Source organism: Variovorax sp. Root473, assembly GCF_001426505.1.
Classification (GTDB): domain Bacteria; phylum Pseudomonadota; class Gammaproteobacteria; order Burkholderiales; family Burkholderiaceae_C; genus Variovorax.
The window spans coordinates 1,792,978-1,817,672 of record NZ_LMEV01000017.1 but is presented as its reverse complement, the minus strand read 5'-3'; the positions used below and the strand labels follow the sequence as shown (position 1 = coordinate 1,817,672).

The window sequence follows — 24,695 nt, the reverse complement described above, 5'->3', positions numbered from 1 at the left end:
CCCGTCACCCCTGAAATACACCGTTGCTCGCCCGTACCGCACGTGCGCGAATCAACGCTTTCCGAGTTCCATGAGTCTGCGCATCTACAACACGCTGTCGCGTGAATTGGAGGATTTCTCCCCCCTGCAACCTGGACAGGTTCGCATGTACGTGTGCGGCATGACCGTCTATGACCTGTGCCACATCGGCCACGCCCGCATGATGATGGCGTTCGACGTGGTGCAGCGCTGGCTGCGCGCCAGCGGCTATGCCGTGACCTACGTGCGCAACATCACCGACATCGACGACAAGATCATCGCCCGCGCGGTCCAGCGCGGCATCACGATCCGCGCACTGACCGACGAAGTGATCGCGGCCATGCACGAAGACATCGGTGCATTGCGCATCGAACCGCCGACCATCGAGCCGCGCGCCACCGAATACGTGCCGCAAATGCTCGGCATCATCGAGACGCTGGAACGCAAGGGCCTGGCTTACCGCTCGGACAACGGCGACGTGAACTACGCGGTGCGCAAGTTTCCGGGCTACGGCAAGCTCTCGGGCAAGTCGCTCGACGAACTGCACGCTGGCGAACGCGTCGCTGTGCTCGACGGCAAGCAGGACCCGCTCGACTTCGTGCTCTGGAAATCCGCCAAGCCGACCGAGCCCGACGACGCCAAGTGGGACAGCCCCTTCGGCGCCGGTCGTCCGGGCTGGCACATCGAGTGCTCGGCCATGAGCTGCGCCACGCTCGGCGAGACCTTCGACATCCACGGCGGCGGTGCCGACCTGCAGTTCCCGCACCACGAGAACGAAATTGCGCAGAGCGAAGGCGCCAACGGCAAGCCGCTGTCGCGCTTCTGGGTGCACAACGGCTTCGTGCGCGTGGACAACGAGAAGATGTCCAAGAGCCTGGGCAACTTCTTCACGATCCGCGAAGTGCTGCAGAAGTACGACGCCGAGAGCCTGCGCTTCTTCCTCGTGCGCACGCACTACCGCAGCGCGCTGAACTACAGCGACGCGCACCTCGACGACGCGCGCAACTCGCTCAAGCGCCTGTACACCGCCCTCGACCTGGTGGCGCCCGCGAACGTGGCCATCGATTGGACACAGCCCCACGCCGCACGCTTCAAGGCAGCGATGGACGAAGACTTCGGCACGCCCGAAGCCATCGCCGTGCTGTTCGAGCTGGCCGGCGAGGTCAATCGCACGAAGTCTGCTGATACCGCGGGCTTGCTCAAGGCGCTGGCCGGCACGCTCGGGTTGCTGCAAGGCGATCCGAAGGCATTCCTGCAAGCCGGGACCACGCTGGACGAGGCCACCATCCAGTCGAAGATCGACGCCCGCGCGGCGGCCAAGGCGGCGAAGAATTTCGCCGAAGCCGATCGCATTCGCCAGGAACTCCTCGAGCAGGGCATCGTGCTCAAGGATTCGCCCACGGGAACCACCTGGGCGGCCGCACAGTGAACGGAACGACGAACCCCGTACCCGCGACCCAGCAGACCAGCGTGCGCATCTACACGCCGGACTACTGGGAGGAAGCCTGCAAGCACCTGGCCAAGAAAGACCGCGTGATGAAGCGGCTCATTCCGAAGTTCGGCGAAGCCTGCCTCGAATCGCGCGGCGACGCCTTCACCACGCTGGCACGCAGCATCGTGGGCCAGCAGATCTCGGTGAAGGCCGCGCAGTCGACCTGGGACAAGTTCGCGGCGCTGCCGCGCAAGCTCACGCCGGCCAACGTGCTCAAGCTCAAGGTCGACGACATGCGCGGCGCCGGGCTGTCGGCGCGCAAGATCGAATACCTGGTCGACCTGGCCCTGAATTTCGATTCGGGCACCGTGCACGTCGACCGCTGGAAAGACATGTCCGACGAGCTCATCATCGAAGAGCTCGTGGCCATCCGCGGCATCAGCCGCTGGACCGCCGAGATGTTCCTCATCTTCCACCTGATGCGTCCGAACGTGCTACCGGTCGACGACCAGGGCCTGCTCAACGGCATCAGCGTCAACTATTTTTCGGGCGACCCGGTCAGCCGCAGCGATGCCCGCGACGTGGCCGTGGCCTGGGCGCCGTATTGCAGCGTGGCGACTTGGTATATTTGGCGATCGCTGGACCCGGTTCCAGTCGCGTATTGAATAACAGGAGAAGACGTTGGCGAAACGAACCTTCCTCGACTTCGAGCAGCCCATTGCTGAACTCGAAACAAAAATCGAAGAACTGCGCTATGTGCAGACCGAATCCGCGGTCGACATCTCTGAAGAAATCGATCAGCTCGGCAAGAAGAGCCAGCAGCTCACCAAAGACATCTACAGCGACCTGACGCCCTGGCAGATCACCAAGATCGCACGGCATCCGGAGCGCCCCTACACGCTCGACTACGTCAACGAAATCTTCACCGACTTCGTCGAGCTGCATGGCGACCGTCATTTCTCCGACGACCTGTCGATCGTCGGTGGCCTGGCACGCTTCAACGGCGTGCCCTGCATGGTGCTCGGTCACCAGAAGGGCCGCGACACGAAGGAGCGCACCGCGCGCAACTTCGGCATGAGCAAGCCCGAGGGCTACCGCAAGGCGCTGCGTCTCATGAAGACGGCCGAGAAGTTCAAGCTGCCGGTGTTCACGTTCGTGGACACGCCGGGTGCCTACCCCGGCATCGACGCCGAAGAGCGCGGCCAGTCGGAAGCCATCGGCCGCAACATCTTCGAGATGGCGCAGCTCGAGGTGCCGATCATCGTCACCATCATCGGTGAAGGCGGCTCGGGCGGCGCACTGGCCATTTCGGTCGGCGACCAGCTCGTGATGCTGCAGTACTCGATCTATTCGGTCATCAGCCCCGAAGGCTGCGCGTCCATTCTGTGGAAGACCAGCGACAAGGCGCAGGAAGCCGCAGATGCACTGGGCATCACGGCGCACCGCCTGAAGGCGCTGGGCCTGGTCGACAAGATCGTCAACGAACCCGTCGGCGGCGCGCACCGCGACCATCGCCAGATGGCCGCGTTTCTCAAGCGTGCGCTCAACGACGCCTTCCGCCAAGTCAGCGACCTGAAGACGAAGGAACTGCTGGACCGCCGCTACGAGCGCCTGCAGAGCTACGGCCGGTTCAACGACACCAAGGCCGACAACAGCCGCTGAGCGGCTTTTTCTTTTTCGATCATGAGCGAAGCCTTCGAACGCGCCATGGCCGCGTTCGAACCGGCGAGCCTGCCGCTGGCCGTCGGCTTCAGCGGTGGTGCAGACTCGACCGCCTTGCTCGCGGCCAGCGCGGCGCAATGGCCAGGACGGGTGATTGCCTTTCACGTGCATCACGGCCTGCAGGCGGCAGCGGACGATTTCGAGCGGCATTGCGCGCAGGTCTGTGAGCGGCTCGGCGTGCCGCTGGTAACGCACCGCGTCGATGCGCGGCATGCCTCAGGCGACAGCCCCGAGGATGCGGCGCGCCGCGCCCGCTACCAGGCGTATGCGGCGATGGCCCAAGCCGACGAGGCGCGGCCTGTGGTGTCGTCCATCGCACTGGGGCATCACGCCGATGACCAGGTCGAGACGCTGCTGCTGGCGTTGTCGCGCGGTGCCGGCTTGCCGGGCCTGGCCGCCATGCCGACGCATGCCGTGCGCAGCGGATTGAACATCCACCGACCGCTGCTCGCAGTGCCGACGGCCGACATCCGCAACTGGTTGGCGCAGCAGCAGTTGCCGTGGATCGAAGACCCGAGCAACGCCGACGCGCGCTACACCCGCAACCGCATCCGCGCCGTGCTGATGCCTGCGTTGGCAGACACCTTTCCGCAGTTCCGAGCCACCTTCGCCCGCAGCATTGGCCATGCAGCGCAGGCCCAGCAACTGCTGGGTGAACTGGCTGCACAAGATCTCGTCGTCGTCGGCGATCCGCCTCAGCTCCGGCTGCTGCAGGTGCTCTCCCGTGCGCGGCAGGCCAATGTGCTGCGTCACTGGCTGATGCAGTCGCACGGCTGCGCGCCGAGCGCGGCGCAGCTCGACCAGCTGCTGGACCAGGTGCGCGCCTGCACCACGCGCGGCCATCGCATCCATCTCAAGGTGGGCGCGGGCTTCGCCGAGCGCAGGGACGAGCGGCTGCATTGGTACAATGCCCCGCCCTCGCCGAAGACTTCGCTCTGACGGCTTGCAGGGCGCCGCTGTCCCAGCGGCCCTTTATCTTTCTCTGATTTCATCCATGGCATTGATCGTTCACAAATATGGCGGCACGTCGATGGGCTCGACCGAGCGCATCCGCAATGTCGCCAAGCGCGTCGCCAAATGGGCGCGTGCGGGCCACCAGATGATCGTGGTGCCCAGCGCCATGAGCGGCGAAACCAACCGCCTGCTCGGTCTTGCCAAGGAACTCGCGCCGGGCAAGCCTGGCGTGGCCTATCAGCGCGAACTCGACATGCTCGCCGCCACGGGCGAGCAGGCCTCGTCGGCGCTTCTGGCGATGGCGTTGCAGGCCGAGGGCATGGAGTCCGTGAGCTACGCGGGCTGGCAGGTGTCGGTGCATACCGACAACTCGTACACCAAGGCCCGCATCGAAAGCATCGACGACGCCAAGGTGCGCGCCGACCTCGGTGCCGGCCGCGTCGTGGTCATCACTGGCTTCCAGGGCGTGGACGACGAGGGCAACATCACCACGCTGGGCCGTGGCGGCAGCGACACCTCGGCCGTGGCCATCGCGGCGGCCATGAAGGCCAGCGAGTGCCTGATCTACACCGACGTCGACGGCGTCTACACCACCGACCCGCGCGTCGAGCCTGATGCGCGCCGCCTGACCACCGTGAGCTTCGAAGAGATGCTCGAGATGGCAAGCCTGGGCTCCAAGGTGCTGCAAATCCGCTCGGTGGAATTCGCCGGCAAGTACAAGGTGCCGCTGCGTGTGCTTTCGAGCTTCACGCCATGGGACATCGACATCAATGAAGAGGCCAAGTCCGGCACGCTGATCACTTTCGAGGAAGACGAAAACATGGAACAAGCCGTCGTATCCGGCATCGCATTCAATCGCGACGAAGCCAAGATCTCGGTGCTCGGCGTGCCCGACAAGCCGGGCATCGCGTATCACATCCTCGGTGCCGTGGCGGACGCCAACATCGAGGTCGATGTGATCATCCAGAACCTCAGCAAGGACGGCAAGACCGACTTCAGCTTCACGGTGCATCGCAACGAGTTCGCGCGCACGGTCGAGTTGCTCGAGTCGAAGGTGATGCCTTCGCTGGGTGCCACGGAAATCGTGGGCGACACCAAGATCTGCAAGGTCAGCATCGTGGGCATCGGCATGCGCAGCCACGTGGGTGTGGCGAGCAAGATGTTCCGCGTGTTGAGCGAAGAGGGCATCAACATCCAGATGATCTCGACCAGCGAAATCAAGACCTCGGTCGTGATCGACGAAAAATACATGGAATTGGCCGTGCGCGCGCTGCATAAAGCGTTCGATCTCGACCAACCGAGCGCTTAAGTAATGGCATAATTGCAGCTGCTTTCAGGAACTGTGACCGAGTGGCCGAAGGTGCTCCCCTGCTAAGGGAGTATGGGGTGTAGAGCCTCATCGAGGGTTCGAATCCCTCCGGTTCCGCCAGGATTGGCTTCCTGATCACTTCACGGTGATCAAACAGCCCTTAAAAGCCCCGCCCGTCGGGGCTTTTTTGCGTCTGGGCACAACGTGCGACATCCCGCCGAAAAGACGAGCCGATGGCTTCAGGAGTTCTGCGGTTCGGGCGCGGATGGCGCGATCTTCGGTGCCGCACCCACATGCACCTCGCAAGGATCGCAAGGCACCGAAATCTGCCGCCCGTCGAACCTCACGCGCACATGCGGATAGGTCGTTCCAGTGATCGTGCCGAGGCGGCCTTCGCACACGACGCGATCGCCGCGGTGGAACGACCGGCCGAACCGAAGCCTGATTTGTTCGAAGCTCATTTCAATGACTCCTTGGTGCGCACCCGGTGCTCAGCGCGCCGTGTCGGATTCGAGCGGCGGCCGCACCAGGGTCGCGGCCGTGTCCTGGAGGATCAGCGCGTGATCCGGGTCGTGGCTGAGGTAGGGGCTGGCCAGCAACTGGCCGACCAGTCGGTCGAAGTGGAACCGGACCTTTGCTGGCTCGGGGTGCGCGGCATACAGGGCGCGCAGCATGGAGACAACGGCGCTGGTCTGTGTGGCCAGGACCTCCATCGAACCCAGGCGGCCCGCCGCTTCGAAAACTGCTTGTTGGTCTGTGAGGGGCATTCTGGCCTCCTTTTTGGGGCGTTGGAGACCCAACGGTAAAAGAGGCCTAAAAGATTACTTTGAGCGACTCCCTACCCAAAATGAGGGAGGTTACAGGTCTAGGATGTGACTTATTTCACGAAAATTGATTCACTGGTTGCGAGCAGGGGCTGACCCCAGCAAATCGGCCAGCACGCGCAAGGCGTCCGTTGCAAGGTCCGAAACACGCACGGAGCAGGCGAGCATGAGGTTCAGCGGCAGTCCGAAGTCTTCGATCAGTGTGCCTTCGGGGTCGCGCAGGGCGCCGTCCGGGGTGCGGCCGACCAAGCCTGCCGTCCCGGCGCGCTGCGCGTAGCTCCCTGATGGAACGCCGTAGGCGGCCACTGGAAGACCGAGGGCGACAGCCACGCCGACCTCGAACACCGTGCCCGAATCCGGCTCCAGTCCGCGAAACGGTGCGAGGTTCGCAATGACGCCGTCCGCCGACCGCAGCAGCTTCATGTTTTCCTCGTAGATCCGGCGCGCGGGATCGGAGCCGGTGTCCTTGCCGTCAAACGGCGGCACCGCCGTCATGCCGAGCGCGTCGCACGCCAGGGCCAGCGCGGCAAAGTACTGCGCGGCGTCGGGCCGGAACACGTCGGGGCCGGCGAGATAGACCCGCGGACGCGTGGAAGAGGAGGGCATCTGTCGAGTATGCGACCGCCCCCGGCCAGCGCCAACGGGAAGGGCTGCGGACGGGTCGGTTACTTCTTCATCGCCTTGACTTCGGCCATGCCCTTGCTTTCGTCGGCCTTGGCCTGCTTCACGCACGCCGACTTGGCTTCGCCCTTCTGGTCGTCGCACTTTTCCTTGGCGATGCTGTAGGCGACCTCGACCTTCGCTTCGGCCACCTTGCGGGCGTGGCCGTCGCTGGGCTTCATCTTCTGGTCGAGTTCGGCCTTGGCAATCTTTTCCTTGCCCTTGGCTTCCTCGACGCAGACGTCCTTGGCGTTGTCCTTCATGGCATCGCAGGCGGCGCGGTCGGTCTTGTAGTCGGCCGAGATCTTGTCGCGCGCCGCCTTGAATTCGGCCACGGCCGGATCGACGGGGGCGGGGGGCGGTGAGGTTACTTGCGCTTGCGCCGACACGGCCGTCAGACAGGACACGGCGGCGGCACACATCCACATGAGCTTTCTTTGCATGGTTATCTCCTTGAAGACACCGGCGGTTGCCTCATTGCAACAAGCGCAAGAGAGCCGGCGCCCGAAAACCATCCTAGGAAGCGGCGGCGCCCGGGCGGTAGGACGCCTCGCGAAGCCGCCGTCAGCGCATGCTGACGCTCAGTGGCTTTGCGTTGCAGCGTGCGTGCGCATCTCGCTGCGCAGGGCGCGTTGCCCCGACGCCAGCGCGAGCTCGTAGCTCTCGACCGGGTCGAAGGCGCAGCGAAGGACAGTGGCGTGTGCACCGTCGGTGTCGGTTTCGAGCAGCCGCCAGACAAAGGATCCGGGAGCCGGCTCGTCGATGATGAGTTCGATCGGATGTGTCATGGCCTCACGATGTCCGCACCGGGTGCGCCTGTCTGTAGGCGAAGGCCGAAGGATGCCGGCCTGCGTCGGCGGTGTTGTAGCCTGTCGCCCCATGGATTCCCTCATCGCTGCCTCCGCGCGTGCGCTCGCTGCCGGCGACGCGCTGGGTGCCCTCAAGCGCGTGGCCCTGCGCGACGACCCGCCGGCGCTTGCGCTGCGCGGCATTGCGATGGCCCAACTCGGCGAGCATCCGCGTGCGCGCGCACTGCTGCGACGGGCTGCAAGCGGCTTCGGAACGCACGAAGAACTGGCGCGTGCGCGCTGCGTCGTCGCCGAGGCCGAGGTGGCGCTTGCCATGCGCGACCTGGGCGGCTCGCTGCGCGCGCTGACAGCAGCGGCTGCCACGCTCGAGGCGCGCGACGACCTGGCCAACGCGCTGCAGGCGCGGCTCATCGCGGCGCGCCGGCTGCTGCTGCTCGGCCGGCTCGATGAGGCCGCTGCCGCACTGTCACGGCTTGACGGTCACAGCCTGCCGCCCTCGCTCGCGGCGGTGGCCGAGCTGGCATTGGCGGAACTCGCCTTGCGTTCGCTGCGTACCGGCGCTGCACGGGCGGCGCTCACTCGCGCGCACGACGCAGCTTTGCGCGCACGCGTGCCTGCCTTGCTGGCCGAAGTGACGGAGGCACGGACCTCGCTCGAACGACCCGCCGCAAGGCGCATTGCAGCAGACAGCGAACAGCCCTTGCGTCTGGATGAAGTCGAGGCACTGCTCGCGTCCGATGCGCTCGTCGTCGATGCCTGCCGCCGCGGTGTTGGGGGCGGCGACACCTGGCGCTCGCTTGCACGCAGGCCCGTGCTGTTCTCGCTGGCGCGCGCACTCGCCGCGGCCTGGCCCGGCGATGTCGACCGCGACGCGCTGATCGCCGACGCGTTCCGCACGCGTGACCCCGACGAAACGCACCGCGCACGCCTGCGCGTCGAGATCGGCCGCTTGCGCGCGCTCGTCAAGCCGATGGCGCGCATCGAGGCCACGCCGCAGGGCTTCCGCCTCACGCCGCACGATGCGCGGCCGGTCGTGGTGCTGGCGCCGCCCATCGACGGCGACCAGGCCTCGCTGGTGGCGCTGCTGTCGGACGGCGCGGGCTGGTCGACTTCGGCCCTCGCGCTGGCCCTGGGCGCGAGCCAGCGCACCGTGCAGCGCGCGCTGGCCGAACTCGAGGCCGAGCGGCGCGTGCGTGCCATCGGACAGGCCAGGGCGCGCCGCTGGCTGGCCCCGCCGCTGGCGGGATTCACGACGATCTTGTTACTCCCCGCTGCACTGCCGATTGAATAGAGTCGGGCTCATGCGCTACCCCGTGGCGCACCTACAGGAGCCCCCATGAGCAGCAGCAACAGTCAGAGCAAGAAGGCAGGCAAGGACCGGTTCGAAGGCGCGGCGCAGGCCGCGCAGATCGTGCGCGAATACGGTCCGTTCGACGGCGTGGAGCGCATCCACGGCGTGACGCACGACGGCCACCAGGTGTGGGCCGCAACCGGCGGACAACTGGTCGCGTTCGATCCAGCGAGCGGCGAAGCCACCCGCCGCATCGACGTGGCGTGCGACGCCGGCACCGCCTTCGATGGCACCTGCTTCTATCAGATCGTCGAGGCGCGCATCGACAAGATCGATGCCGCCACCGGCAAGGTGCTGGCGTCGATTCCCGCTCCCGGCAACGGCTCCGATTCCGGCCTCACCTGGGCCGAAGGAAGCCTCTGGGTGGGCGAGTACCGCGACCGCAAGATCCACCAGATCGACCCGGCGACAGGCGCGATCCGCCGCACCATCGAATCGAACCGCTTCGTCACCGGCGTGACCTGGGTCGATGGCGAACTCTGGCACGGCACCTGGGAAGGCGACCAGAGCGACATCCGCCGCATCGACCCCGCGAGCGGCGACGTGATTTCGCGGCTCGAAATGCCCAGCGGCGTCGGCGTGAGCGGCCTCGAGTCCGACGGCGCGGGGCTCTTCTACGCCGGCGACGGCCGGGCCAGCAAGGTCCGTGCGGTGCGCCGCCCGAAGGTCGCCACGGCCTGAACGACACACAAGCCAAGGAGCACACACCATGAACACCACCGTGAATCACCCCGTCGTGACCCCCGACCGCTGGATGGACGCGCGCAAGTCGTTGCTGGCGCGCGAGAAGGAACTGACCCAGCTGCGCGACCGCATCGCCGAGGAGCGCCGCTCGCTGCCGTGGACGCGCGTCGAGAAGGCCTACGTCTTCGACACCCCTCAAGGCCGTCGTTCGCTGGCCGACCTGTTCGAAGACCGCCGCCAGTTGCTGGTGCAGCACTTCATGTTCGGCCCCGACTGGGAGCAGGGCTGCAAGAGTTGCTCTTTTATGGCCGACCATTCCGATGGCATGCGCGTGCACCTCGAACACCGCGACGTCACGCTGCTGGCCGTCTCGCGCGCGCCGCTGGCCCGCATCGAGGCTTTCCGTCGGCGCATGGGCTGGCAGTTCACCTGGGTCTCCTCGCACGACAATGACTTCAACCACGACTTCGGCGTGAGCTTCACGCCCGAAGAAATGGCCAGCGGCGCGGTCGCCTACAACTACGTCAAGCAGCCGTTCCCGAGCGAAGAAGCGCCCGGCGTCAGCGTGTTCTTCAAGGACGATGCGGGCGACGTGTTCCACACCTACTCGACCTACGGCCGCGGCGTGGAAGTGATGATGGGCACCTACCACATGCTCGACCTCGTGCCCCAGGGCCGCGACGAGCACAACCCGTCCTACACGATGGACTGGCTCCGTCACCACGACCGCTATGAACCCGCGCCCGTTGCGGCCGCCGGTGGCTGCTGCCATGCGCCGTCGTGAAGAAGCGCGCGATCTGGCGTGTCGTTGAACGGTCCGCATCATGGCAAGCCTCTGGCCCTGGCTGGCGGTGGCGGGAATGGGCGTCCTGCACGGCCTGAATCCCACCACCGGCTGGATGTTCGCCGCCGCATGGGGCCTGCGCGCGCACGACAAGGCGCAGGCACTGCGGGCCTTGTGGCCGATCGCGGTCGGGCATGTCGCTTCGATCGCGCTCGTGGTCGCCGCGGTGGCCTTCGGCGTGTCCATGGACCGGAGCCTGTTGCAGTGGCTGGCTGGTGGGTTGTTCGGGGTGGCCGCGCTCGTTCACCTGTCGGGTCGATGGCCTGTCATGGCGCGTGTGCCGGCGGGGCATGCGGGGCTGGCGCTGTGGTCTTTCATGATGTCCACCGCACACGGCGCCGGCCTGATGCTGGTGCCGGCGCTGATCCCGCTGTGCATGGGCGATGCGTCGAATGTTGAGATGAGTGGCTCGCTGATGCTGGCCGCCGCAGCCGTCGCGGTCCACACGGCGGCGATGCTCGCCACCACCGGGCTGATGGCGGTCGGTGCCAGTGCGGGCATCGACCGGTTGCGGCGCTTCACACGGCGATCACCCGCGGTGCCGCATTGAACGCGCATGAGCAAGCGCGAAGATCGGATTTTGATCGACCGGCTTGCGGCGCAGCACCCGAAGGCTCTCGATCACGCAGGCCTTCGGGTGCCAGGCATCTTCACTTCCCCGCGCAAGCGGCTCGGCTTTTTCCGCCGTCTGCTCGACGATGCGCGTGCAGGGATTGAACGGTCTCGCGATTGCCGATGTCGTGCACGGTGGGCCTTCTTCAAATGGTCCAACCGGTTGATGCTGTCGCTGGGCGAACCGCAGGAACCCGCTGCCAGCTGGCCTCGGACGACCGCGCGCAGATTTGTTGCGGCGGCAAGTGAGCGGGATCACAGTCGGGCGCGCGGTGTGCCATCGGCTCGGCACGATGAGCCTCATGCACACCGACGCTCCCGGGTACGCAACGACACACCACAGCCGCGCACCCGCGTTGTCCCCGTCTTTCGGCAATCCCTTCGTGCGCTGCCGGTGCGGCCTGGCCTGCCTGGAGCGCATCCATCGGCGACCGTGGATGAAGTTCCTGCCGAGCCTGCGCTTCTATCGCTGCAGCCGTTGCGGCAAGCGGCAGCTGGCGTCCAAGCGCGCAGTGCGCGGCGCGGTCATTGCGCGCAGGAGTTCGCAGTCCGGGCGCTGAGATCCGCGGCAACTCAGGCGCTCTTGGCGCGCAATTGCTTTTCGCGCTCGGCGATCGCCATGTCGCGCGCCGTGTCGTAACCCAGCGTGCGCACCGAGAACGACTTGCTCACGCTGCCTTTGCCCGCCGTGTAGGTGATCGCCACCCAGTACCCCGGATGGCCCGCGCGCGGTGTCTTGAACTGCACGCCGCTGACGCCGCTCGTGTTGTTGCGCCGCACGATCTCCGACTTCGAGCGCTTGCGCGGCAGCGCTGCTTCGTCGACGGGTGCGCGCTTGCGAATGGCTTCCTCGGCGGGGTGCAGCCGCGCGAGGCCGACCATGCGAGCGAGCTGGCGCTGCCGCTCGCCGATGGCTTGCGCGCGCGCCGCGTGGCCCCAGTCGGTGAGTTCGAATTCGGTGCGCAGGACCTCTTCGTGGCCGAGGTAGGTCTTGGCCAGCCAGGCCACGGGCTTGCCTTGCGCGGAGAGCCGGGGAGAGACGCCGGGCGCGCCGGTCTTGTTGTTGCTGCGCAGGGTCTGCGCGCGTTCCCTGCGCGCGATGGGCGGATGCTCCTTCACGATGGTGTCGCGCCAGGCCTGCGCGCGCCGCAGCGCCTGCTGGGGGCCGCCGTAGCTGGCGTGGCCGAAGAGGCGCGTGTAGCGCACGCCGTTTCGCACGAGCGATACCTCGAAGCCCCAGGGGCGCGCAGAGATGCCGTACATGTCGGCGGGGTTCGGAATTCCTTTGGGCATCGTGGCTTGGTACTTCTTCTTGACGGCGAGTTTGAAGGAAGCCGGCGCTTCCCACGGGCGCAGTGAGCGTGGGGTGTCATGGCACTGGGGGGCTGTCGCCGTCCCAGGCGAAAAGCTCGTCGGACAGCGCGCGCGCCTCGGGCGGCAGGCTGCCGAAATCGGTCGAGGCGAAGGTCGGCGGCACGTGCACGCCCTGGTCGTCGCGGCGCACCAGCCCGCGGCTTTCCATGTCGCGCATCGTCTTGTTGACGACCTCGCGCGAGAGCCCCGAGTACGACGCGATCACCGCCTGTGTGATGCGCTTGTCGTAGCCGCCGGTGGCCGCGGGCGCGAGTTGCGTCAACTCGTGCAGCACGCGGCTCACGAGGTTTTCGGACGACAGCGACGAGATGCGGCGCAACTGCCCGCGCACCATGGCGACGCGCTTCATCGCGATCTCCAGCAGGCCCATGGTCACCTCGGGGTAGAGCGCACAGAGCCGGCGCACCGCGGCAATCGGCAGGTGGTAGACCGACGAGGGCAGGGCGGCCACCAGTGTCGAGGTGGCCTGGTAGCTGTTCTCGCCCAGCGAAGGGCCGAGGAAGAAATCGCCACGGCGGATGAAGTCGGTTGTCACGTCGCGGTCGACCGCGCGCAGCAGGCCGGTGGCGACGCAGTAGATGTGGTCGGTGTGCGTGTCCGCCTGCAGCACGATCTCGTTGCGCCGGTACGAATGCAGCGCGCTGCTGCGAATCAGGGCGGCGCGCTCGTCGGGCGGCACGCTGGCGATCAAAGGATGGAGATACATGGCCAGGGGCGTTGCGAGACCAAAAGCAGCTCATGCGCATGCACAAATCCAAGGGCGGCGGTCAAGGCGCTGGACGACGCGGCGCCCCCGAGGCGGCTTGCTGTCGAGCGTCTCTTCGCCGGACCGGGTGGCGACGGGCTGCAGGCAACGGCGCCACGTCAGCCAGGCTGGAGTTGCGTGAAGAGCGTGTCGATCCGGGCCCGTTCCTCGGTGCCTTGCAGACAGCGCTCGCGCAGCCACAGAGCGTCTCCCTGGCGCGCGATGCGCAGGTCGTACACATGGTCGATGTCGTCGACCACGATGTCGGGCGAGCATCGCGTGGCGGGATGGCGATGCGGTTGTGCCGCCCACAGCGCCAGTTCGATCTCGGCGGGGCTCATCGGTCCGCTGTTGCGCAGCGCGATCCAGTCGGCGTGCAGCTGCGGCAGCGCCGCGACGCCTTTCACGACGACCTGCTCGCGCCCGAGCGCCGCGAGCAGGTCGTCGAGCTGCGCGTGGCGGGTTCGCAGCAAGAAGCAGTCGTCGCGCAGGCAGGTGAGGTCGGTGTCGACCACCGGCGAGGGCGGAAACGCCGCGAAGAGCCGGCGCCGGATCTCGCGGCTCACGCCCGCCGCGACCTCCGGGCCGTCGGTTTCGGCAAGCTGCGAAAGGTTGGCAATGAACACCAGCGCACACGCCCGGCCCATTGGCGCGGCGGGAGAAGAAGGCCGCACCGCTTCGGCAGGACGACGCCATGCCGGCAGGCAGGATGCGAGCGCCGCGTGCCATCGTGCGCCGAAAGGTTCGAATTCCGTGAAAAACAAGGCGGTCATTTCATCCCCAGTAGAGAGAGTTCCGGTTGACGTTCGATCCGAAGGGATGCTACGAATCGCGCCCCTTCTCGGCATTCGCTTTCGGGGCGCGGATGTGTCGCGACTCACATTCAGGTGCAATTGCCGGTCAGGCGTCGCGGCTCGCCAGCGGCGAGTGCGAAGGCGGGGTCGTGCGGTGCAAGCTGTGCCGGCGCGATGCGCCGCCCCATCCCTCCAAGGCCCGAAGTGTTATCTCTGTTATCGTTTGTAAAAATTATCCGAGGTCCGCACGGATCTGTCAGGACAAATCGGGGAATTTCCGTCTGTGACCCGCGGTTTTCGGCGTAGCGCCAGCTGCATGGAGGAAGGACGTGCCGCATGGCCGAGACCGACAGTCGCGTTCAGCGCTTCCACACCGGCATGGTGGCGCGCAAGGATCGGTTCGCCTTCTGGGCCGATGAGATCGGTCCGCACGTGGGGCGGCTGGACAGCCCTCAGCGCACCGACTTCCAGCAGGAACTCACCATCGTCGACACGGCCGGGCTGGCGTTCATGCGCGTGCACGGCAGTGGCGCGACCATCGAGCGCAAGGGCCCCAGCCAGTTGATGGGGGCAGAGGTCTTTCCCTATCACCTTCTGATCAAGCTCGATGGCGGCCTTGCCATCAGCGAACAGCGCGGGCGTGTCGAACTTGGCGCCGGCGACATGGTGCTGATCGATTCATGGCAGCCGCTGCGCCTGCGTTCGACCGAGGCCACCAACTCATGGACGCTGGGCCTGTCGCAAGCGATGGTGAGTCGCTGGCTGCCGCACGCGGACCAGTCGACCGACCTGCGGCTGGCCGCCGGCAAGGGGTGGGCCGGAATGCTGTCGGGCTGTCTGCGCGCGCTCGACGTCGAACACCTGTGCAGCATCCAGAGCCTTGCCGAACGCCAGTTGCTGGGAGACCACCTGATGTCGATGCTGTCGTTTGCGCTCGAGCAGAGCAGGCGGGCCGCGCAGCCGGGCGCGCTGGGCGAGCGCGTGTCGCCGCGCGATGGCGAACTGCACGCGCGCATGCGGCGCTGGATTCGCGACCACCACGCCGACACCGAGGTCGACGCACAGAAGCTGGCCGCCCGCTTCAACGTGTCGGTGCGCTACGTGCACAAGGTGTTCGCCAAGTCCGGGCGGGGCATGACCTTCCTCGAAACGCTGCAGGGCGACCGCCTGGACGCGGCAGTCCGGATGCTGCGCAGCCCTGAAGGCGCGCACAAGTACGTCGCACAGGTTGCGTACGACTGCGGCTTTGCCGACCCCGCCTACTTTGGCCTCGTCTTCCGCAAGAAGTACGGGTGCACGCCGCGGACCTTTGCCCTGCAGCAAGGGCAGGTCGCGGAAGGCCGCGCGCAGTTCCTTCGCTGATCCGACTGGCTGCCGGCTTCCCTCCAGCCACCTGTTTTCGGGCACCGCCTTGCGGCCGTGCCCGATTTTCATATTTCTGTTCTTTTTATTGATATCTGTAAATTTTATGACGCATTAAATTATCTTCTTCGGAGATTTCATTGACTCGGAAAGTTGATCATAAGAATTCATCTGTCGTTGGAAATTCGACGAGATTTATTGGTGAAAGGTTGAGCGCTGAAAATTAATTGGATGGCCAGCCCAAAAAAATAGAGATTTATAACGCCGCGGTGCGCAGGGTAATTTTCCATGCTTGAACAAAATCCCCCGCCCATTGCAGTGTTGGGTGCTTCTCCCCGCATGCGATGGCATGCCAGCCGCGCCGTCAAAATGCTGGGTTATGCACCCTTTGCATTTGCCCGCATCGACGAACTGATCGACAAGGTGCCGTCCGGGGGGCATTTCGAAGCACTGCTGGTTTCCATTCCCTCAACGGCCGACGACGTGCAAAAACTCATCGGCCAGGTGCGCGAGACGCTGCGCTACAGCACGCCATTGATCATGAGCGCGCGCAAGCGGCAGATTCGTGGGCTGTCGCTGCTGCACGCGGGCCCCGACGACGCCGTATTGCCGGAGCCATCCACCTTCGAAGAGATGTATTTCATGCTCGAATTCTTCCTGCGATGCCGCAATCGCCCGCGCGTGCCGCGCAGCCTGGAATGGAGGGAATTCAGCCTGTTGTCGCCGTTCGACATGGTGGATGTCGCGGGCACTGAAATTCGCCTGACGCCCATCGAATTCGATCTGGCGGCCGAATTCTTCCGCCACATGAACCGGCCATTGGGCCGCGAGTATCTGGAAATGATCGGGTGGCAAGGCGGCGTGGCCGCCGGTTCGCGCACGCTCGACGCCAACGTGTCGAAGCTGCGCCGCAAGCTCGGCTTGTATGTCGACCAGCCACACGGCCTCTCGCTGCACGCGGTCTGGGGCGTGGGCTACCAGCTCAGCCTGCTGGGCACGCGCGATGCGCCCGCCACCTGGGCCTTCCCGACGGATTTCCGCGTGGCATCGGCGGGGCAGCCGCGGCAGTAGTCGCGCGCGACGGATGCCGCAGCGGTTCAGCGCGCCGGCGGCGTCGGCTGCGCCAGCACCCAGCGCGCGAGGACCTGCGCGTCGGCTTCCGAAACCAGCGACTGGCGCGGCATGATGACGCGGCCCCAGGCGCCGACGCTGCCGTTGCGAATCTTGTCGGCCAGGCGCGCGGGCGCGGACGCGTCGTTGCGGTAGCGCTCGGCAATCTGCGCAAAGCCCGGGCCGACTTGCTTGTGCACGAGGCCGTGGCAGGCCATGCAGGCGTTCTTGCGTGCCAGGTCGACGGCGGTGGGTTGCGCTGGCTGCTGGGCCGCGGCGCCGAAGGATGCGACGGCCAGCAGGCTGGCGAGCGCGAGAAAGTGGGGAGCGGGAAGCCGGGAGGTGCGGGGCATGGAAAGGGAAACCGGAGTGGGACGAAAACTGTACCGTGCCCCGTGGCCGACCCTTTCGCCTCGCCCGAAGCCCCACCCGGAAGCCGTCTCTCATTCGCGACAAGTCGATTCAGTAGTAACTATATGTATGGTTAAATCCCTCGCAACTATCGCGAAGAGGACGAGGGAATCCCATGAAGTTGCTGCTCAGCATGGCGTTGGCCGCCGTGATCCTGGCCGGATGCGCCAGCGCACCGCCGACCGGATCGGGGAACGGCACCGGCCTGTCGTACGTGCCGATGGTCGCCATGGAAGGCGTGGACAAGGCGCGCTACGACAGCGACGTGGCCGACTGCCGCACCGCGGCGACCCGCATCACCGCACGCAGCGAATCGGGCGATGCCATGTGGGCCGCGCTGGGCCTGGGCCTGATCACCGTGCACGGCCAGGGGATCGTTGCCGCCGCTTCGTACACCGGCATCACCGCCGCCGTCATCGACTGGAACAGCCGCCCGAGCGGTGCACTGATTGCCGAGCACCAGCAGATTGCCATCGTCCATTGCATGGCCAAGCGCGGCTACCGCAACCTCGACCCGAACGTGCAGGACACGTTCTACGGCAACACCTTCAACCCCGTGCTCGCGCTCAAGCCGCGGCGCACCGGTGTCGACACCTACAACGTCGAGCGACTGGCCAGGGCTGGCCGCTGCAACCTGCAGCCGCGCGCCGAGATGACGGCCAAGGGGCCGGGCTACGAGAACTACAGCGTGCCGTGCGCAAATGGCGTGGCCTGGGCCGTGCGCTGCGAGTTCGGCAACTGCCGCGTGCTGGCGCAGACACCGATGCGCCCGGCAGGGCCTGTGCGACGCTCCTGAGTCTGCACGCCCGGCTGCCGGCTCACTTCACGACCATGCCCTTGAGGGCGGGGCTGGGCGGCGGGGCCTTCAGCTTCATGTCGCGCAGTGTTTTCACGAGCAGCTGCGCGATCACCATGTTGCGGTGCCGCTTGCTGTTGGCCGGGATCACGTGCCACGGCGCATGCTCGGTCGAGGTGGCGTCGAGCGCGTACTGATAGGCCTTCTGGTAGGCGGCCCACTTGGTGCGCACTTCGAGGTCGCCCATGCTGAATTTCCACTGCTTGCCGGGCGTGTCGATGCGGGCCTGCAGGCGTTCGCGCTGCTCGTCCTTGTCGATGTGGAGCATGCACTTGACGACGACCGTGCCGGTCTCCGTGAGCAGCCGCTCGAAGTCGTTGATCTGCGCGTAGCGGCGGCGCGTCTCGGCTTCGTCGATCCAGCCCTCGACCACGGGCACCAGCACGTCTTCGTAGTGGCTGCGGTTCCACACCATGATCTCGCCGGTGCGCGGCACGACCGCGTGGCAGCGCCAGAGGTAGTCGCGCGCGCGTTCGTCTTCGCTCGGCGCCTTGAAGGCCGACACCCGCACGCCCAGTGGCGAGGTGCGCGAGAACACCCAACGCACCGTGCCGTCCTTGCCACTGGTGTCCATGCCCTGCAGCACCAGCAGCAGCTTGCGCCGGCCTTCGGCGTGCAGCAGGTCCTGCAGCTCGTCGAGTTCGAGCGACATCGCATCGAGCGCGTCGCGCTCGGCCGCCTCGTCGCCCGTGAGAAAGGACGTGTCGTCGGGGTCGATGCGCGAGAGCTTGAACTTGCCGCCGACGCGGTACTTCTTGAACTTGGACATCTGCAGGCGCTCCGTTGAAAAAGAAACGAAGCCCGCAGGGTACGCGAATCAGCGCTGCGGGCGGCCGCGTGAAGGCGGGTGATCGTCATGGCCGTCGCTGCTGTCGTCGATCGACGCGCTCCAGCGGTTGTCCCACTCGGCCTGGTGGCGCACGCCGTCGATCTCGCGCCGGTCGCGCTTGGTCGGGCGGCCTTGCTCGATGGCCAGTGCCGGCTCGCTGCCCATGCGGCGCTGTTCGCGGAAGGCGGCCTGTGCGGCCAGGCTCTCGGGCGTTTCCTCGTACAGCTGCTGGGCCATGGGCGCGGGACCGCGCTGGCCGCTGAGGCCGCGCACGGTCACGGTCCGCGTGAGCGGGCCCATGCGCATCGCGACGGTGTCGCCGGCCTTGACCTCGCGCGAGGCCTTGGCGACGTCGCCGTTCACCTGGATGCGGTTCTTTCCGATCTCGTCCGCGGCCAGCGAACGGGTCTTGAAGAAGCGGGCGGCCCAGAGCCACTTGTCGATGCGCAGACGGTCCATGAAGATCGGAAAAGAAAGGTCAGCCATTGTGGCGCGACCGCGGCAGCCGCACCACGGCGTCGAGCCCGGCCACGGTGCCCCCGGCGGCGGGCGCGGCGCGGTTGTCCAGGCTGATGCGCCCGCCCAGCGCGAGCACGATTTCGCGGCAGATTGCCAGGCCCAGGCCGGAGCCGCTCGAGGTGTCGCCCGCCGCGAACGGCGCGAACAGGCGCTGGCGCAGCTCGCTCGAAATGCCCGGGCCGTCGTCGCGCACGGTGAGCACGGCTTCGTCGCCCTCGGCGCGCACGCTCACCGCGAGCGGCGCACCCACGGGGCTGTGCTTGATCGCGTTGTGCAGCAGGTTGCGCGTGAGCTCCTGCAGCATCCACTGGTGGGCGCGCACGGTCACGGCGTCGTCGGTGGCCAGCTCGAAGTCGAGCGCCTTGTCGGCCACGAGCGGCGACAGGTCGAGCGCGATGTGGCGCACTGCGTCGCCCAGGTCGAGCACTGCCGATTCGGGCTGCTGGCGCAGCTGCTCCACCTTCGCCAGCGACAGCATCTGGTTGGCCAGCGCGGTGGCGCGTTCGACGGTCTGGCTGATCTCGCCGAGCGCCTGCTCGGGCGCGACGTCACCGCGGCGCGCCGACTGCACCTGCGCCTTCAGCACCGCCAGCGGCGTGCGCAGCTGATGGGCGCTGTCGCGCACGAAGCGCTTCTGGTGGTCGAGCAGGCGCTGCAGCCGGCCCATGACCTCGGTGGTGGCGTCGATCAGCGGGCGCAGCTCGGCGGGCGCACCGGGTGCATCGATGGGCGAGAGGTCGTCTTCCGGGCGCCGCTCGATGGCCTCGCCGAGTTCGCGCACGGGCCGTGTGGCGCGCTGCACCACGACCACGGTGACGAGTGCGATCACGCCCATCAGCAGCAGCTGGCGCCAGAGCATGTCGAGCAGCAGCTTGCGCACGAGCGTCTCGCGCAGCTCCAGCGTTTCGGCGACCTGCACCACGGCCATGCCGCGCCCGCGCGCGCTGGCGACGGGCTGCAGCAGCACGGCCACGCGCACCGGCTGATCGCGAAATTCCGCGTCGTAGAAGTCGACCAGTGCCGCATACGCGCCGCGGTCGGGGATGCGGCCGCGCCAGAACGGCAGTTCGGCAAAGCCCGAGACCATCTCGCCATCGAGCGCCGACACGCGATAAAAGAGGCGGCTGCGGTTGTCGGCCTCGAAGGCTTCGAGTGCCGAGTAGGGCACGATCGCGCGCAGCCGCGCCATGTCGTCGTAGCCTTCCACGTCGAGCTGCTCGCCGATGGTCTTGGCCGAGGCCAGCAGCGTGCGGTCGTAGGCGGTGGTGGCGGCCGCCAGGCTCTGGCGGTACAGGCTCACGCTGTTGATCACGACGAACACCGCCACCGGCACCAGGATGCCGAGCAGGAGCCGCGCGCGCAGGGACGACATCATGCGTCGCAGGGCCGCCCTCAAGTCTCGGCCCGCAAGAGATAGCCCAGGCCGCGCATCGTCATCAGCACCGTGCCGGTGCCCACCAGCTTCTTGCGCAGGCGGTACACGACCACTTCGATGGCCTCGTACTGCACCTCGGATTCGCCCGGGAACACCAGCTCGAACAGGCGCTCCTTGGTGACGGCGTGGCCGGGCTTCATCATCAGTGCCTTGAGCAGCGCGAGTTCGCGCGGCGTGACCTCGAGCAGTTCGGCGCGGTGGTAGATGGCACCGTTGTCGGGCTCGAAGCGCAGGCCGCCGACCTCCATCGGATTGATTGCCGCCTCGGGTCCGGCGCTCTGGCTGCGCCGACGCAGCGCGCGGATGCGGGCCTCGAGTTCGTCCAGGTCGAAGGGCTTGGGCAGGTAGTCGTCCGCGCCGGCGTTCAGGCCCATGATGCGGTCGCCCACGGTGCCGCGCGCGGTCAGCAGCAGCACCGGCGTGCGCAGGCCCTCGGCGCGCGCCTGCGCCAGCACCTGCAGGCCGTCGACGTTCGGCAGGCTCAGGTCGAGCGCGACCACGTCGGGCTCGATGGCGCGCCATTGCGTGAGGGCCTGCGCGCCGTCGCCGCAGATGCGCACGTCGATGTGCCGGCGCCCGAGCGTGCGCTGGAGGGTGAGTTGCATCGAGGGGTCGTCTTCGACGAGCAGCAGCTTCATAGGGCGCGTGATCGGTGGGTCGGTGCTGCTTCGGTGTTTTCCCCAGTCTGGTGGACAGCCAACTGACAGCGCGGCGGCGCATGATAGCGGCTCAGGTCCAAGTCAGGTTCTACCCGTTCCCTCGTTCTCAGGAGACATCCACAATGCGTCGCGATACCTTTTTGAAGTCCTTGGCCGCACTGGCCGCTGCAGGTGCCTTGCCGCTGTCGGCCCGCGCTGCCGGCAACGTCAAGATGATGATCCCCGCCAACCCGGGCGGCGGCTGGGACACCACGGGCCGCGCGCTGGGCAAGGCCCTGACCGACGCCAAGGTGGCCGACACCGTCGCCTACGACAACAAGGGCGGCGCCGCCGGTGCGCTGGGCCTGGCCCAGTTCGTCAACGGCTCCAAGGCCGACCCGAACGCGCTGATGGTCATGGGCTCGGTCATGCTGGGCGGCATCATCACCGGCAAGCCACCGGTCAACCTGTCGCAGGCCACGCCCATTGCACGCCTGACCACCGAATACAACGTGTTCGTGCTGCCGTCGAACTCGCCGTTCAAGACCATGAAGGACGTGGTCGAGCAGCTCAAGAAGGACCCTGGCAGCGTGAAGTGGGGCGGCGGTTCGCGCGGCTCCACCGAGCACATCGCCGCGGCCATGATCGCGCAGAAGGTCGGCGCCGACCCGTCGAAGATCAACTACGTGGCGTTCCGCGGAGGCGGTGAAGCCACCGCCGCCATCCTGGGCGGCAACGTCACCATCGGCGGCAGCGGCTACAGCGAGTTCGCCGAGTACATCGCCGCCGGCAAGATGAAGCCCATTGCCGTCACGTCCGCCCAGCGCCTGCCGGGCATCAACGTGCCCACGCTGAAAGAGCAGGGCATCGACGTCGAGATCGGCAACTGGCGCGGCGTGTACGGTGCGCCCGGCATCTCGGCCGAGCAGCGCAAGGCGCTGACCGACATGGTGCTGGCGGCGCTCAAGAGCACCTCGTGGGCCGAGTCGCTCAAGAAGAACGACTGGACGCCGGCCGTGCTGTCGGGCGACGCGTTCGCCAAGTTCGTCGACGACGACTTCGCCAGCCTGCGCGCCATCATGGCCAAGTCGGGAATGATCTGATATTGGCTCGCCCCCAGGCTGCGCGCACTTCGTGTCGCTTCGCCAACCCCCTGCCGGGGGCAACATCTGAGGCCCGGCAAAGCCGGTTCCTCGGTGTTCCTCGAAGGGGGCAGTTCTCTTTCCCCTGACTGCGGGAGCAAAAAATGACAACTCCAGAATCCTCGGTCTCGCATTCCGCTGAGGCCACGTCCGGCGCGACCCGCTGGCCGCAATACCTTGTCGGCCTGGGCGTGCTGGTGACCGGCGTGGCGCTGGCCTATGGCGCCATCGACATTTCTTCCGAAGCCGGCTACGGCGGCGTCGGCCCCAACTTCCTGCCGTGGATGGTCTCGATCGTCCTGATGGTCTGCGGCGCGTGGATCACCTGGGAGGCGCACAGCGGCGGCTTTCGCGAGCTCGACACACCGTCGGGCGCCGACAAGGCCTATTGGCCCGGCTTCATCTGGGTGGCGGCGGGCCTGCTGCTCAACGCGGCGCTCATCACCACCATCGGCTTCATCCTGAGCTGCGCACTGTGCTATCTGCTCGCCGTGCAGGGCCTGCGCCGCGCCGCGGGTCAGGCCAAGGTCAATGCGCCGGGCACCTGGGTCACCGACTTCGTGACCGGCGTGGCGATTTCGGCGCCGGTCTTCTGGCTGTTCACCAAGTTCCTGGCCATCAGCCTGCCGGGTCTCACCAGCACCGGCTGGATCTGAGCGGAGCCCCGACATGGATATCTTCAATGCACTGATGGCCGGCTTCGCGGCCGCGATCACCCCCATCAACCTGCTGTGGTGCCTCATCGGCTGTGCCCTGGGCACGGCTGTGGGCGTGCTGCCCGGCATCGGCCCCGCGGTGGCGGTGGCGATGCTGCTGCCGATCACCGGCAAGGTCGACATCACGGCCTCGATGATCTTTTTCTCGGGCATCTACTACGGCGCCATGTATGGCGGCTCGACCACCTCGATCCTGCTGAACACCCCCGGCGAAACCGCCAGCATGGTCACGGCGATGGAGGGCAACAAGATGGCCAAGAGCGGTCGCGCGGGCGCAGCCCTCGCCACTGCCGCCATCGGTTCCTTCGTGGCCGGCACCATCGCCACCGTGGTCGTCACGCTGTTCGCACCCTTCGTGGCCGACTACGCGGTGCGGCTCGCGGCACCCGAATACTTCCTGCTGATGCTGCTGGCTTTCACCACGGTGAGCGCGGTGCTTGGCAAGAGCACGCTGCGCGGCATGACGGCGCTGTTCGTCGGCTTGGCCATCGGCTGCGTGGGCCTGGACCAGATCACCGGCCAGGGCCGCTACACCGGCAACATGCCCGAGCTGCTCGACGGCATCGAGATCGTGCTGGTGGCGGTGGGCCTGTTCGCCGTGGCCGAGGTCCTGTACGCCGTCCTGTACGAAGGCCGCGTGGTCGACGCCCAGAACAAGCTGACCCGCGTGCACATGACCGGGCGTGACTGGAAGCGCTCGATTCCCGCCTGGCTGCGCGGCGCGGCCATCGGCACGCCCTTCGGCTGCATTCCGGCCGGCGGCACCGAGATTCCGACCTTCCTGAGCTACGCGACCGAGAAGAAGCTCGCCAAGGACGCCGATGCCAAGGCCGAGTTCGGCACCACCGGCGCCATCGAAGGCGTGGCCGGCCCCGAGGCCGCCAACAACGCCACGGTGACGGCCGCGCTGATCCCGCTGCTCACGCTGGGCATTCCGACGTCGAACACCACGGCCATCATGCTGGGCGCGTTCCAGAACTACGGCATCCAGCCGGGCCCGCAGCTGTTCACGACCTCGGCCGCGCTGGTCTGGGCGCTGATCGCCTCGCTGTACATCGGCAACCTGATGCTGCTGGTGCTCAACCTGCCCATGGTGGGCCTGTGGGTCAAGCTGCTGAAGATCCCGAAGCCGCAGCTGTACGCCGGCATCCTGATCTTCGCGACCGTCGGTGCCTACGGCATGCGCCAGAACACCTTCGACCTGTTCCTGCTGTTCGGCATCGGCCTGCTGGGCGTGGTGATGCGCCGCTTCGACTTCCCGACCGCCCCCGTGGTGGTCGGCATGATCCTCGGCCCGCTCGCCGAAGCCAACCTGCGCAACGCCATCGCGATGGGGCAGGGCAGCCCGGTGGTGTTCTTTCAGCGCCCCGAATCGATCGTCGTGATCATCGCCATCGTCGCCGTTCTGGTGCTGCCGCGCCTGGCCAAGCGCATGAGCGAACGCAAGCTGAAACGGTTGGCGCAGCTGGACGCCTGAGCGCGATAGCTTCCCGAAAAAAATGCCGCAGGCACCAGGTGCCTGCGGCATTTTTCATGGGTCGGGGC

30 protein-coding genes and 1 tRNA gene are annotated in these 24,695 nt (G+C 66.8%); 17 read left to right on the top strand and 14 right to left on the bottom strand.

Annotation, left to right across the window (positions count from 1 at the left end; all coding sequences use genetic code 11):
- Window positions 1-70 precede the first annotated feature (70 nt).
- The 6 genes from cysS to ASD34_RS21895 all read left to right on the top strand — a co-directional run bounded on the left by cysS (window position 71) and on the right by ASD34_RS21895 (window position 5,555).
- Window positions 71-1,447, top strand: coding sequence for a cysteine--tRNA ligase (cysS, locus tag ASD34_RS21920; protein WP_056582040.1), 1,377 nt, complete (start codon window positions 71-73; stop codon window positions 1,445-1,447).
- Entirely contained in the window at window positions 1,444-2,115 is a 672-nt protein-coding gene (locus tag ASD34_RS21915; protein WP_056582038.1) for a DNA-3-methyladenine glycosylase family protein, read from the top strand. The genes cysS and ASD34_RS21915 overlap by 4 nt, the downstream gene beginning before the upstream one ends.
- 16 nt (window positions 2,116-2,131) lie before the next feature.
- Entirely contained in the window at window positions 2,132-3,112 is a 981-nt protein-coding gene (locus tag ASD34_RS21910) for an acetyl-CoA carboxylase carboxyltransferase subunit alpha (protein ID WP_056582036.1), read from the top strand.
- Between the two features lie 21 nt (window positions 3,113-3,133).
- On the top strand, window positions 3,134-4,111 hold the full coding sequence (gene tilS / locus ASD34_RS21905; protein ID WP_056582034.1) for a tRNA lysidine(34) synthetase TilS: 978 nt from the start codon (window positions 3,134-3,136) through the stop codon (window positions 4,109-4,111).
- A 55-nt stretch (window positions 4,112-4,166) separates the two neighbouring features.
- Window positions 4,167-5,435: an aspartate kinase gene (locus tag ASD34_RS21900; RefSeq protein ID WP_056582032.1), complete on the top strand. Its 1,269-nt coding sequence runs from the start codon at window positions 4,167-4,169 to the stop codon at window positions 5,433-5,435.
- Between the two features lie 27 nt (window positions 5,436-5,462).
- Window positions 5,463-5,555, top strand: a tRNA-Ser gene (locus ASD34_RS21895).
- Window positions 5,556-5,674: 119 nt separating this feature from the next.
- On the opposite strand, the gene ASD34_RS21890 is transcribed toward ASD34_RS21895, so the two are convergent.
- From ASD34_RS21890 to ASD34_RS21870, 5 genes are all read right to left on the bottom strand, one after another.
- Window positions 5,675-5,896 (bottom strand): hypothetical protein, encoded by a 222-nt coding sequence (locus tag ASD34_RS21890; RefSeq protein WP_056582029.1) that lies wholly within the window; start codon window positions 5,894-5,896, stop codon window positions 5,675-5,677.
- 30 nt (window positions 5,897-5,926) lie between these two features.
- Entirely contained in the window at window positions 5,927-6,202 is a 276-nt protein-coding gene (locus tag ASD34_RS21885) for a hypothetical protein (RefSeq protein ID WP_056582028.1), read from the bottom strand.
- A gap of 129 nt (window positions 6,203-6,331) precedes the next feature.
- Window positions 6,332-6,865, bottom strand: coding sequence for a nucleoside 2-deoxyribosyltransferase (locus tag ASD34_RS21880; RefSeq protein WP_056582026.1), 534 nt, complete (start codon window positions 6,863-6,865; stop codon window positions 6,332-6,334).
- A gap of 59 nt (window positions 6,866-6,924) precedes the next feature.
- The gene (locus tag ASD34_RS21875) at window positions 6,925-7,362 is read right to left on the bottom strand and encodes a hypothetical protein (RefSeq protein WP_056582024.1); all 438 of its coding nucleotides are present in this window, start codon (window positions 7,360-7,362) and stop codon (window positions 6,925-6,927) included.
- 138 nt (window positions 7,363-7,500) lie between these two features.
- Window positions 7,501-7,707 carry a hypothetical protein gene (locus ASD34_RS21870; RefSeq protein WP_056582022.1) on the bottom strand — a complete coding sequence of 69 codons (207 nt, stop codon included), beginning with the start codon at window positions 7,705-7,707 and terminating at the stop codon, window positions 7,501-7,503.
- A 91-nt stretch (window positions 7,708-7,798) separates the two neighbouring features.
- Between ASD34_RS21870 and ASD34_RS21865 the strand changes: the two genes are divergently transcribed.
- Genes ASD34_RS21865 through ASD34_RS21850 form a run of 4 tightly spaced genes read left to right on the top strand, consistent with a single transcriptional unit; the run spans window position 7,799 to window position 11,157 of the window.
- The gene (locus ASD34_RS21865; RefSeq protein ID WP_056582020.1) at window positions 7,799-9,019 is read left to right on the top strand and encodes a hypothetical protein; all 1,221 of its coding nucleotides are present in this window, start codon (window positions 7,799-7,801) and stop codon (window positions 9,017-9,019) included.
- 45 nt (window positions 9,020-9,064) lie between these two features.
- Window positions 9,065-9,760 carry a hypothetical protein gene (locus tag ASD34_RS21860; RefSeq protein ID WP_082548902.1) on the top strand — a complete coding sequence of 232 codons (696 nt, stop codon included), beginning with the start codon at window positions 9,065-9,067 and terminating at the stop codon, window positions 9,758-9,760.
- A 28-nt stretch (window positions 9,761-9,788) separates the two neighbouring features.
- Window positions 9,789-10,547: a DUF899 domain-containing protein gene (locus ASD34_RS21855; RefSeq protein ID WP_056582018.1), complete on the top strand. Its 759-nt coding sequence runs from the start codon at window positions 9,789-9,791 to the stop codon at window positions 10,545-10,547.
- 40 nt (window positions 10,548-10,587) lie between these two features.
- Complete coding sequence (locus ASD34_RS21850; RefSeq protein ID WP_056582016.1) at window positions 10,588-11,157, top strand: hypothetical protein; 570 nt, start codon at window positions 10,588-10,590, stop codon at window positions 11,155-11,157.
- Here ASD34_RS21850 and ASD34_RS27665 read toward each other — a convergent pair.
- Complete coding sequence (locus tag ASD34_RS27665; protein ID WP_157609729.1) at window positions 11,137-11,523, bottom strand: hypothetical protein; 387 nt, start codon at window positions 11,521-11,523, stop codon at window positions 11,137-11,139. The genes ASD34_RS21850 and ASD34_RS27665 overlap by 21 nt on opposite strands.
- Before the next feature lie 52 nt (window positions 11,524-11,575).
- Between ASD34_RS27665 and ASD34_RS27660 the strand changes: the two genes are divergently transcribed.
- Entirely contained in the window at window positions 11,576-11,779 is a 204-nt protein-coding gene (locus tag ASD34_RS27660; protein WP_157609728.1) for a hypothetical protein, read from the top strand.
- A 13-nt stretch (window positions 11,780-11,792) separates the two neighbouring features.
- On the opposite strand, the gene ASD34_RS21845 is transcribed toward ASD34_RS27660, so the two are convergent.
- The 3 genes from ASD34_RS21845 to ASD34_RS21835 all read right to left on the bottom strand — a co-directional run bounded on the left by ASD34_RS21845 (window position 11,793) and on the right by ASD34_RS21835 (window position 13,985).
- A complete protein-coding gene (locus tag ASD34_RS21845) occupies window positions 11,793-12,512 on the bottom strand; it encodes an AP2 domain-containing protein (RefSeq protein ID WP_235510152.1) in 720 nt (239 codons plus the stop codon).
- Between the two features lie 76 nt (window positions 12,513-12,588).
- Window positions 12,589-13,299 (bottom strand): Crp/Fnr family transcriptional regulator, encoded by a 711-nt coding sequence (locus ASD34_RS21840; protein ID WP_056582012.1) that lies wholly within the window; start codon window positions 13,297-13,299, stop codon window positions 12,589-12,591.
- A 158-nt stretch (window positions 13,300-13,457) separates the two neighbouring features.
- Window positions 13,458-13,985, bottom strand: coding sequence for a hypothetical protein (locus ASD34_RS21835; protein ID WP_056582010.1), 528 nt, complete (start codon window positions 13,983-13,985; stop codon window positions 13,458-13,460).
- 483 nt (window positions 13,986-14,468) lie between these two features.
- Here ASD34_RS21835 and ASD34_RS21830 point away from each other — a divergent pair, with 483 nt between their 5' ends.
- Window positions 14,469-15,494 carry an AraC family transcriptional regulator gene (locus tag ASD34_RS21830; protein ID WP_056582008.1) on the top strand — a complete coding sequence of 342 codons (1,026 nt, stop codon included), beginning with the start codon at window positions 14,469-14,471 and terminating at the stop codon, window positions 15,492-15,494.
- A 339-nt stretch (window positions 15,495-15,833) separates the two neighbouring features.
- Entirely contained in the window at window positions 15,834-16,565 is a 732-nt protein-coding gene (locus ASD34_RS21825) for a winged helix-turn-helix domain-containing protein (protein WP_056582007.1), read from the top strand.
- A gap of 26 nt (window positions 16,566-16,591) precedes the next feature.
- Here the strand turns inward: ASD34_RS21825 and ASD34_RS21820 are convergent, their stop codons facing one another.
- Window positions 16,592-16,957 (bottom strand): c-type cytochrome, encoded by a 366-nt coding sequence (locus ASD34_RS21820; RefSeq protein WP_056582005.1) that lies wholly within the window; start codon window positions 16,955-16,957, stop codon window positions 16,592-16,594.
- Window positions 16,958-17,130: 173 nt separating this feature from the next.
- On the opposite strand from ASD34_RS21820, the gene ASD34_RS21815 reads away from it, so the two are divergent.
- Window positions 17,131-17,811, top strand: a complete 681-nt coding sequence (locus tag ASD34_RS21815) for a hypothetical protein (protein ID WP_056582003.1) — start codon at window positions 17,131-17,133, stop codon at window positions 17,809-17,811.
- 22 nt (window positions 17,812-17,833) lie between these two features.
- Here ASD34_RS21815 and ASD34_RS21810 read toward each other — a convergent pair whose 3' ends face one another.
- From ASD34_RS21810 to ASD34_RS21795, 4 genes are read right to left on the bottom strand one after another with little or no spacing between them, the layout of a single operon-like run.
- The gene (locus tag ASD34_RS21810; protein WP_056582002.1) at window positions 17,834-18,640 is read right to left on the bottom strand and encodes a PPK2 family polyphosphate kinase; all 807 of its coding nucleotides are present in this window, start codon (window positions 18,638-18,640) and stop codon (window positions 17,834-17,836) included.
- A 48-nt stretch (window positions 18,641-18,688) separates the two neighbouring features.
- Window positions 18,689-19,159: an RNA-binding S4 domain-containing protein gene (locus ASD34_RS21805; RefSeq protein WP_082548990.1), complete on the bottom strand. Its 471-nt coding sequence runs from the start codon at window positions 19,157-19,159 to the stop codon at window positions 18,689-18,691.
- A gap of 19 nt (window positions 19,160-19,178) precedes the next feature.
- Window positions 19,179-20,594 (bottom strand): sensor histidine kinase, encoded by a 1,416-nt coding sequence (locus ASD34_RS21800; protein ID WP_200937607.1) that lies wholly within the window; start codon window positions 20,592-20,594, stop codon window positions 19,179-19,181.
- Between the two features lie 17 nt (window positions 20,595-20,611).
- The gene (locus ASD34_RS21795; RefSeq protein WP_056581998.1) at window positions 20,612-21,292 is read right to left on the bottom strand and encodes a response regulator transcription factor; all 681 of its coding nucleotides are present in this window, start codon (window positions 21,290-21,292) and stop codon (window positions 20,612-20,614) included.
- A gap of 143 nt (window positions 21,293-21,435) precedes the next feature.
- Between ASD34_RS21795 and ASD34_RS21790 the strand changes: the two genes are divergently transcribed.
- The 3 genes from ASD34_RS21790 (at window position 21,436) to ASD34_RS21780 (ending at window position 24,627) form a co-directional block, all read left to right on the top strand.
- Window positions 21,436-22,395 (top strand): Bug family tripartite tricarboxylate transporter substrate binding protein, encoded by a 960-nt coding sequence (locus ASD34_RS21790; protein ID WP_056581997.1) that lies wholly within the window; start codon window positions 21,436-21,438, stop codon window positions 22,393-22,395.
- A 143-nt stretch (window positions 22,396-22,538) separates the two neighbouring features.
- Window positions 22,539-23,090, top strand: coding sequence for a tripartite tricarboxylate transporter TctB family protein (locus ASD34_RS21785; protein WP_056581995.1), 552 nt, complete (start codon window positions 22,539-22,541; stop codon window positions 23,088-23,090).
- Window positions 23,091-23,103: 13 nt separating this feature from the next.
- Window positions 23,104-24,627 (top strand): tripartite tricarboxylate transporter permease, encoded by a 1,524-nt coding sequence (locus ASD34_RS21780; protein WP_056581992.1) that lies wholly within the window; start codon window positions 23,104-23,106, stop codon window positions 24,625-24,627.
- Window positions 24,628-24,695: the final 68 nt, after the last annotated feature.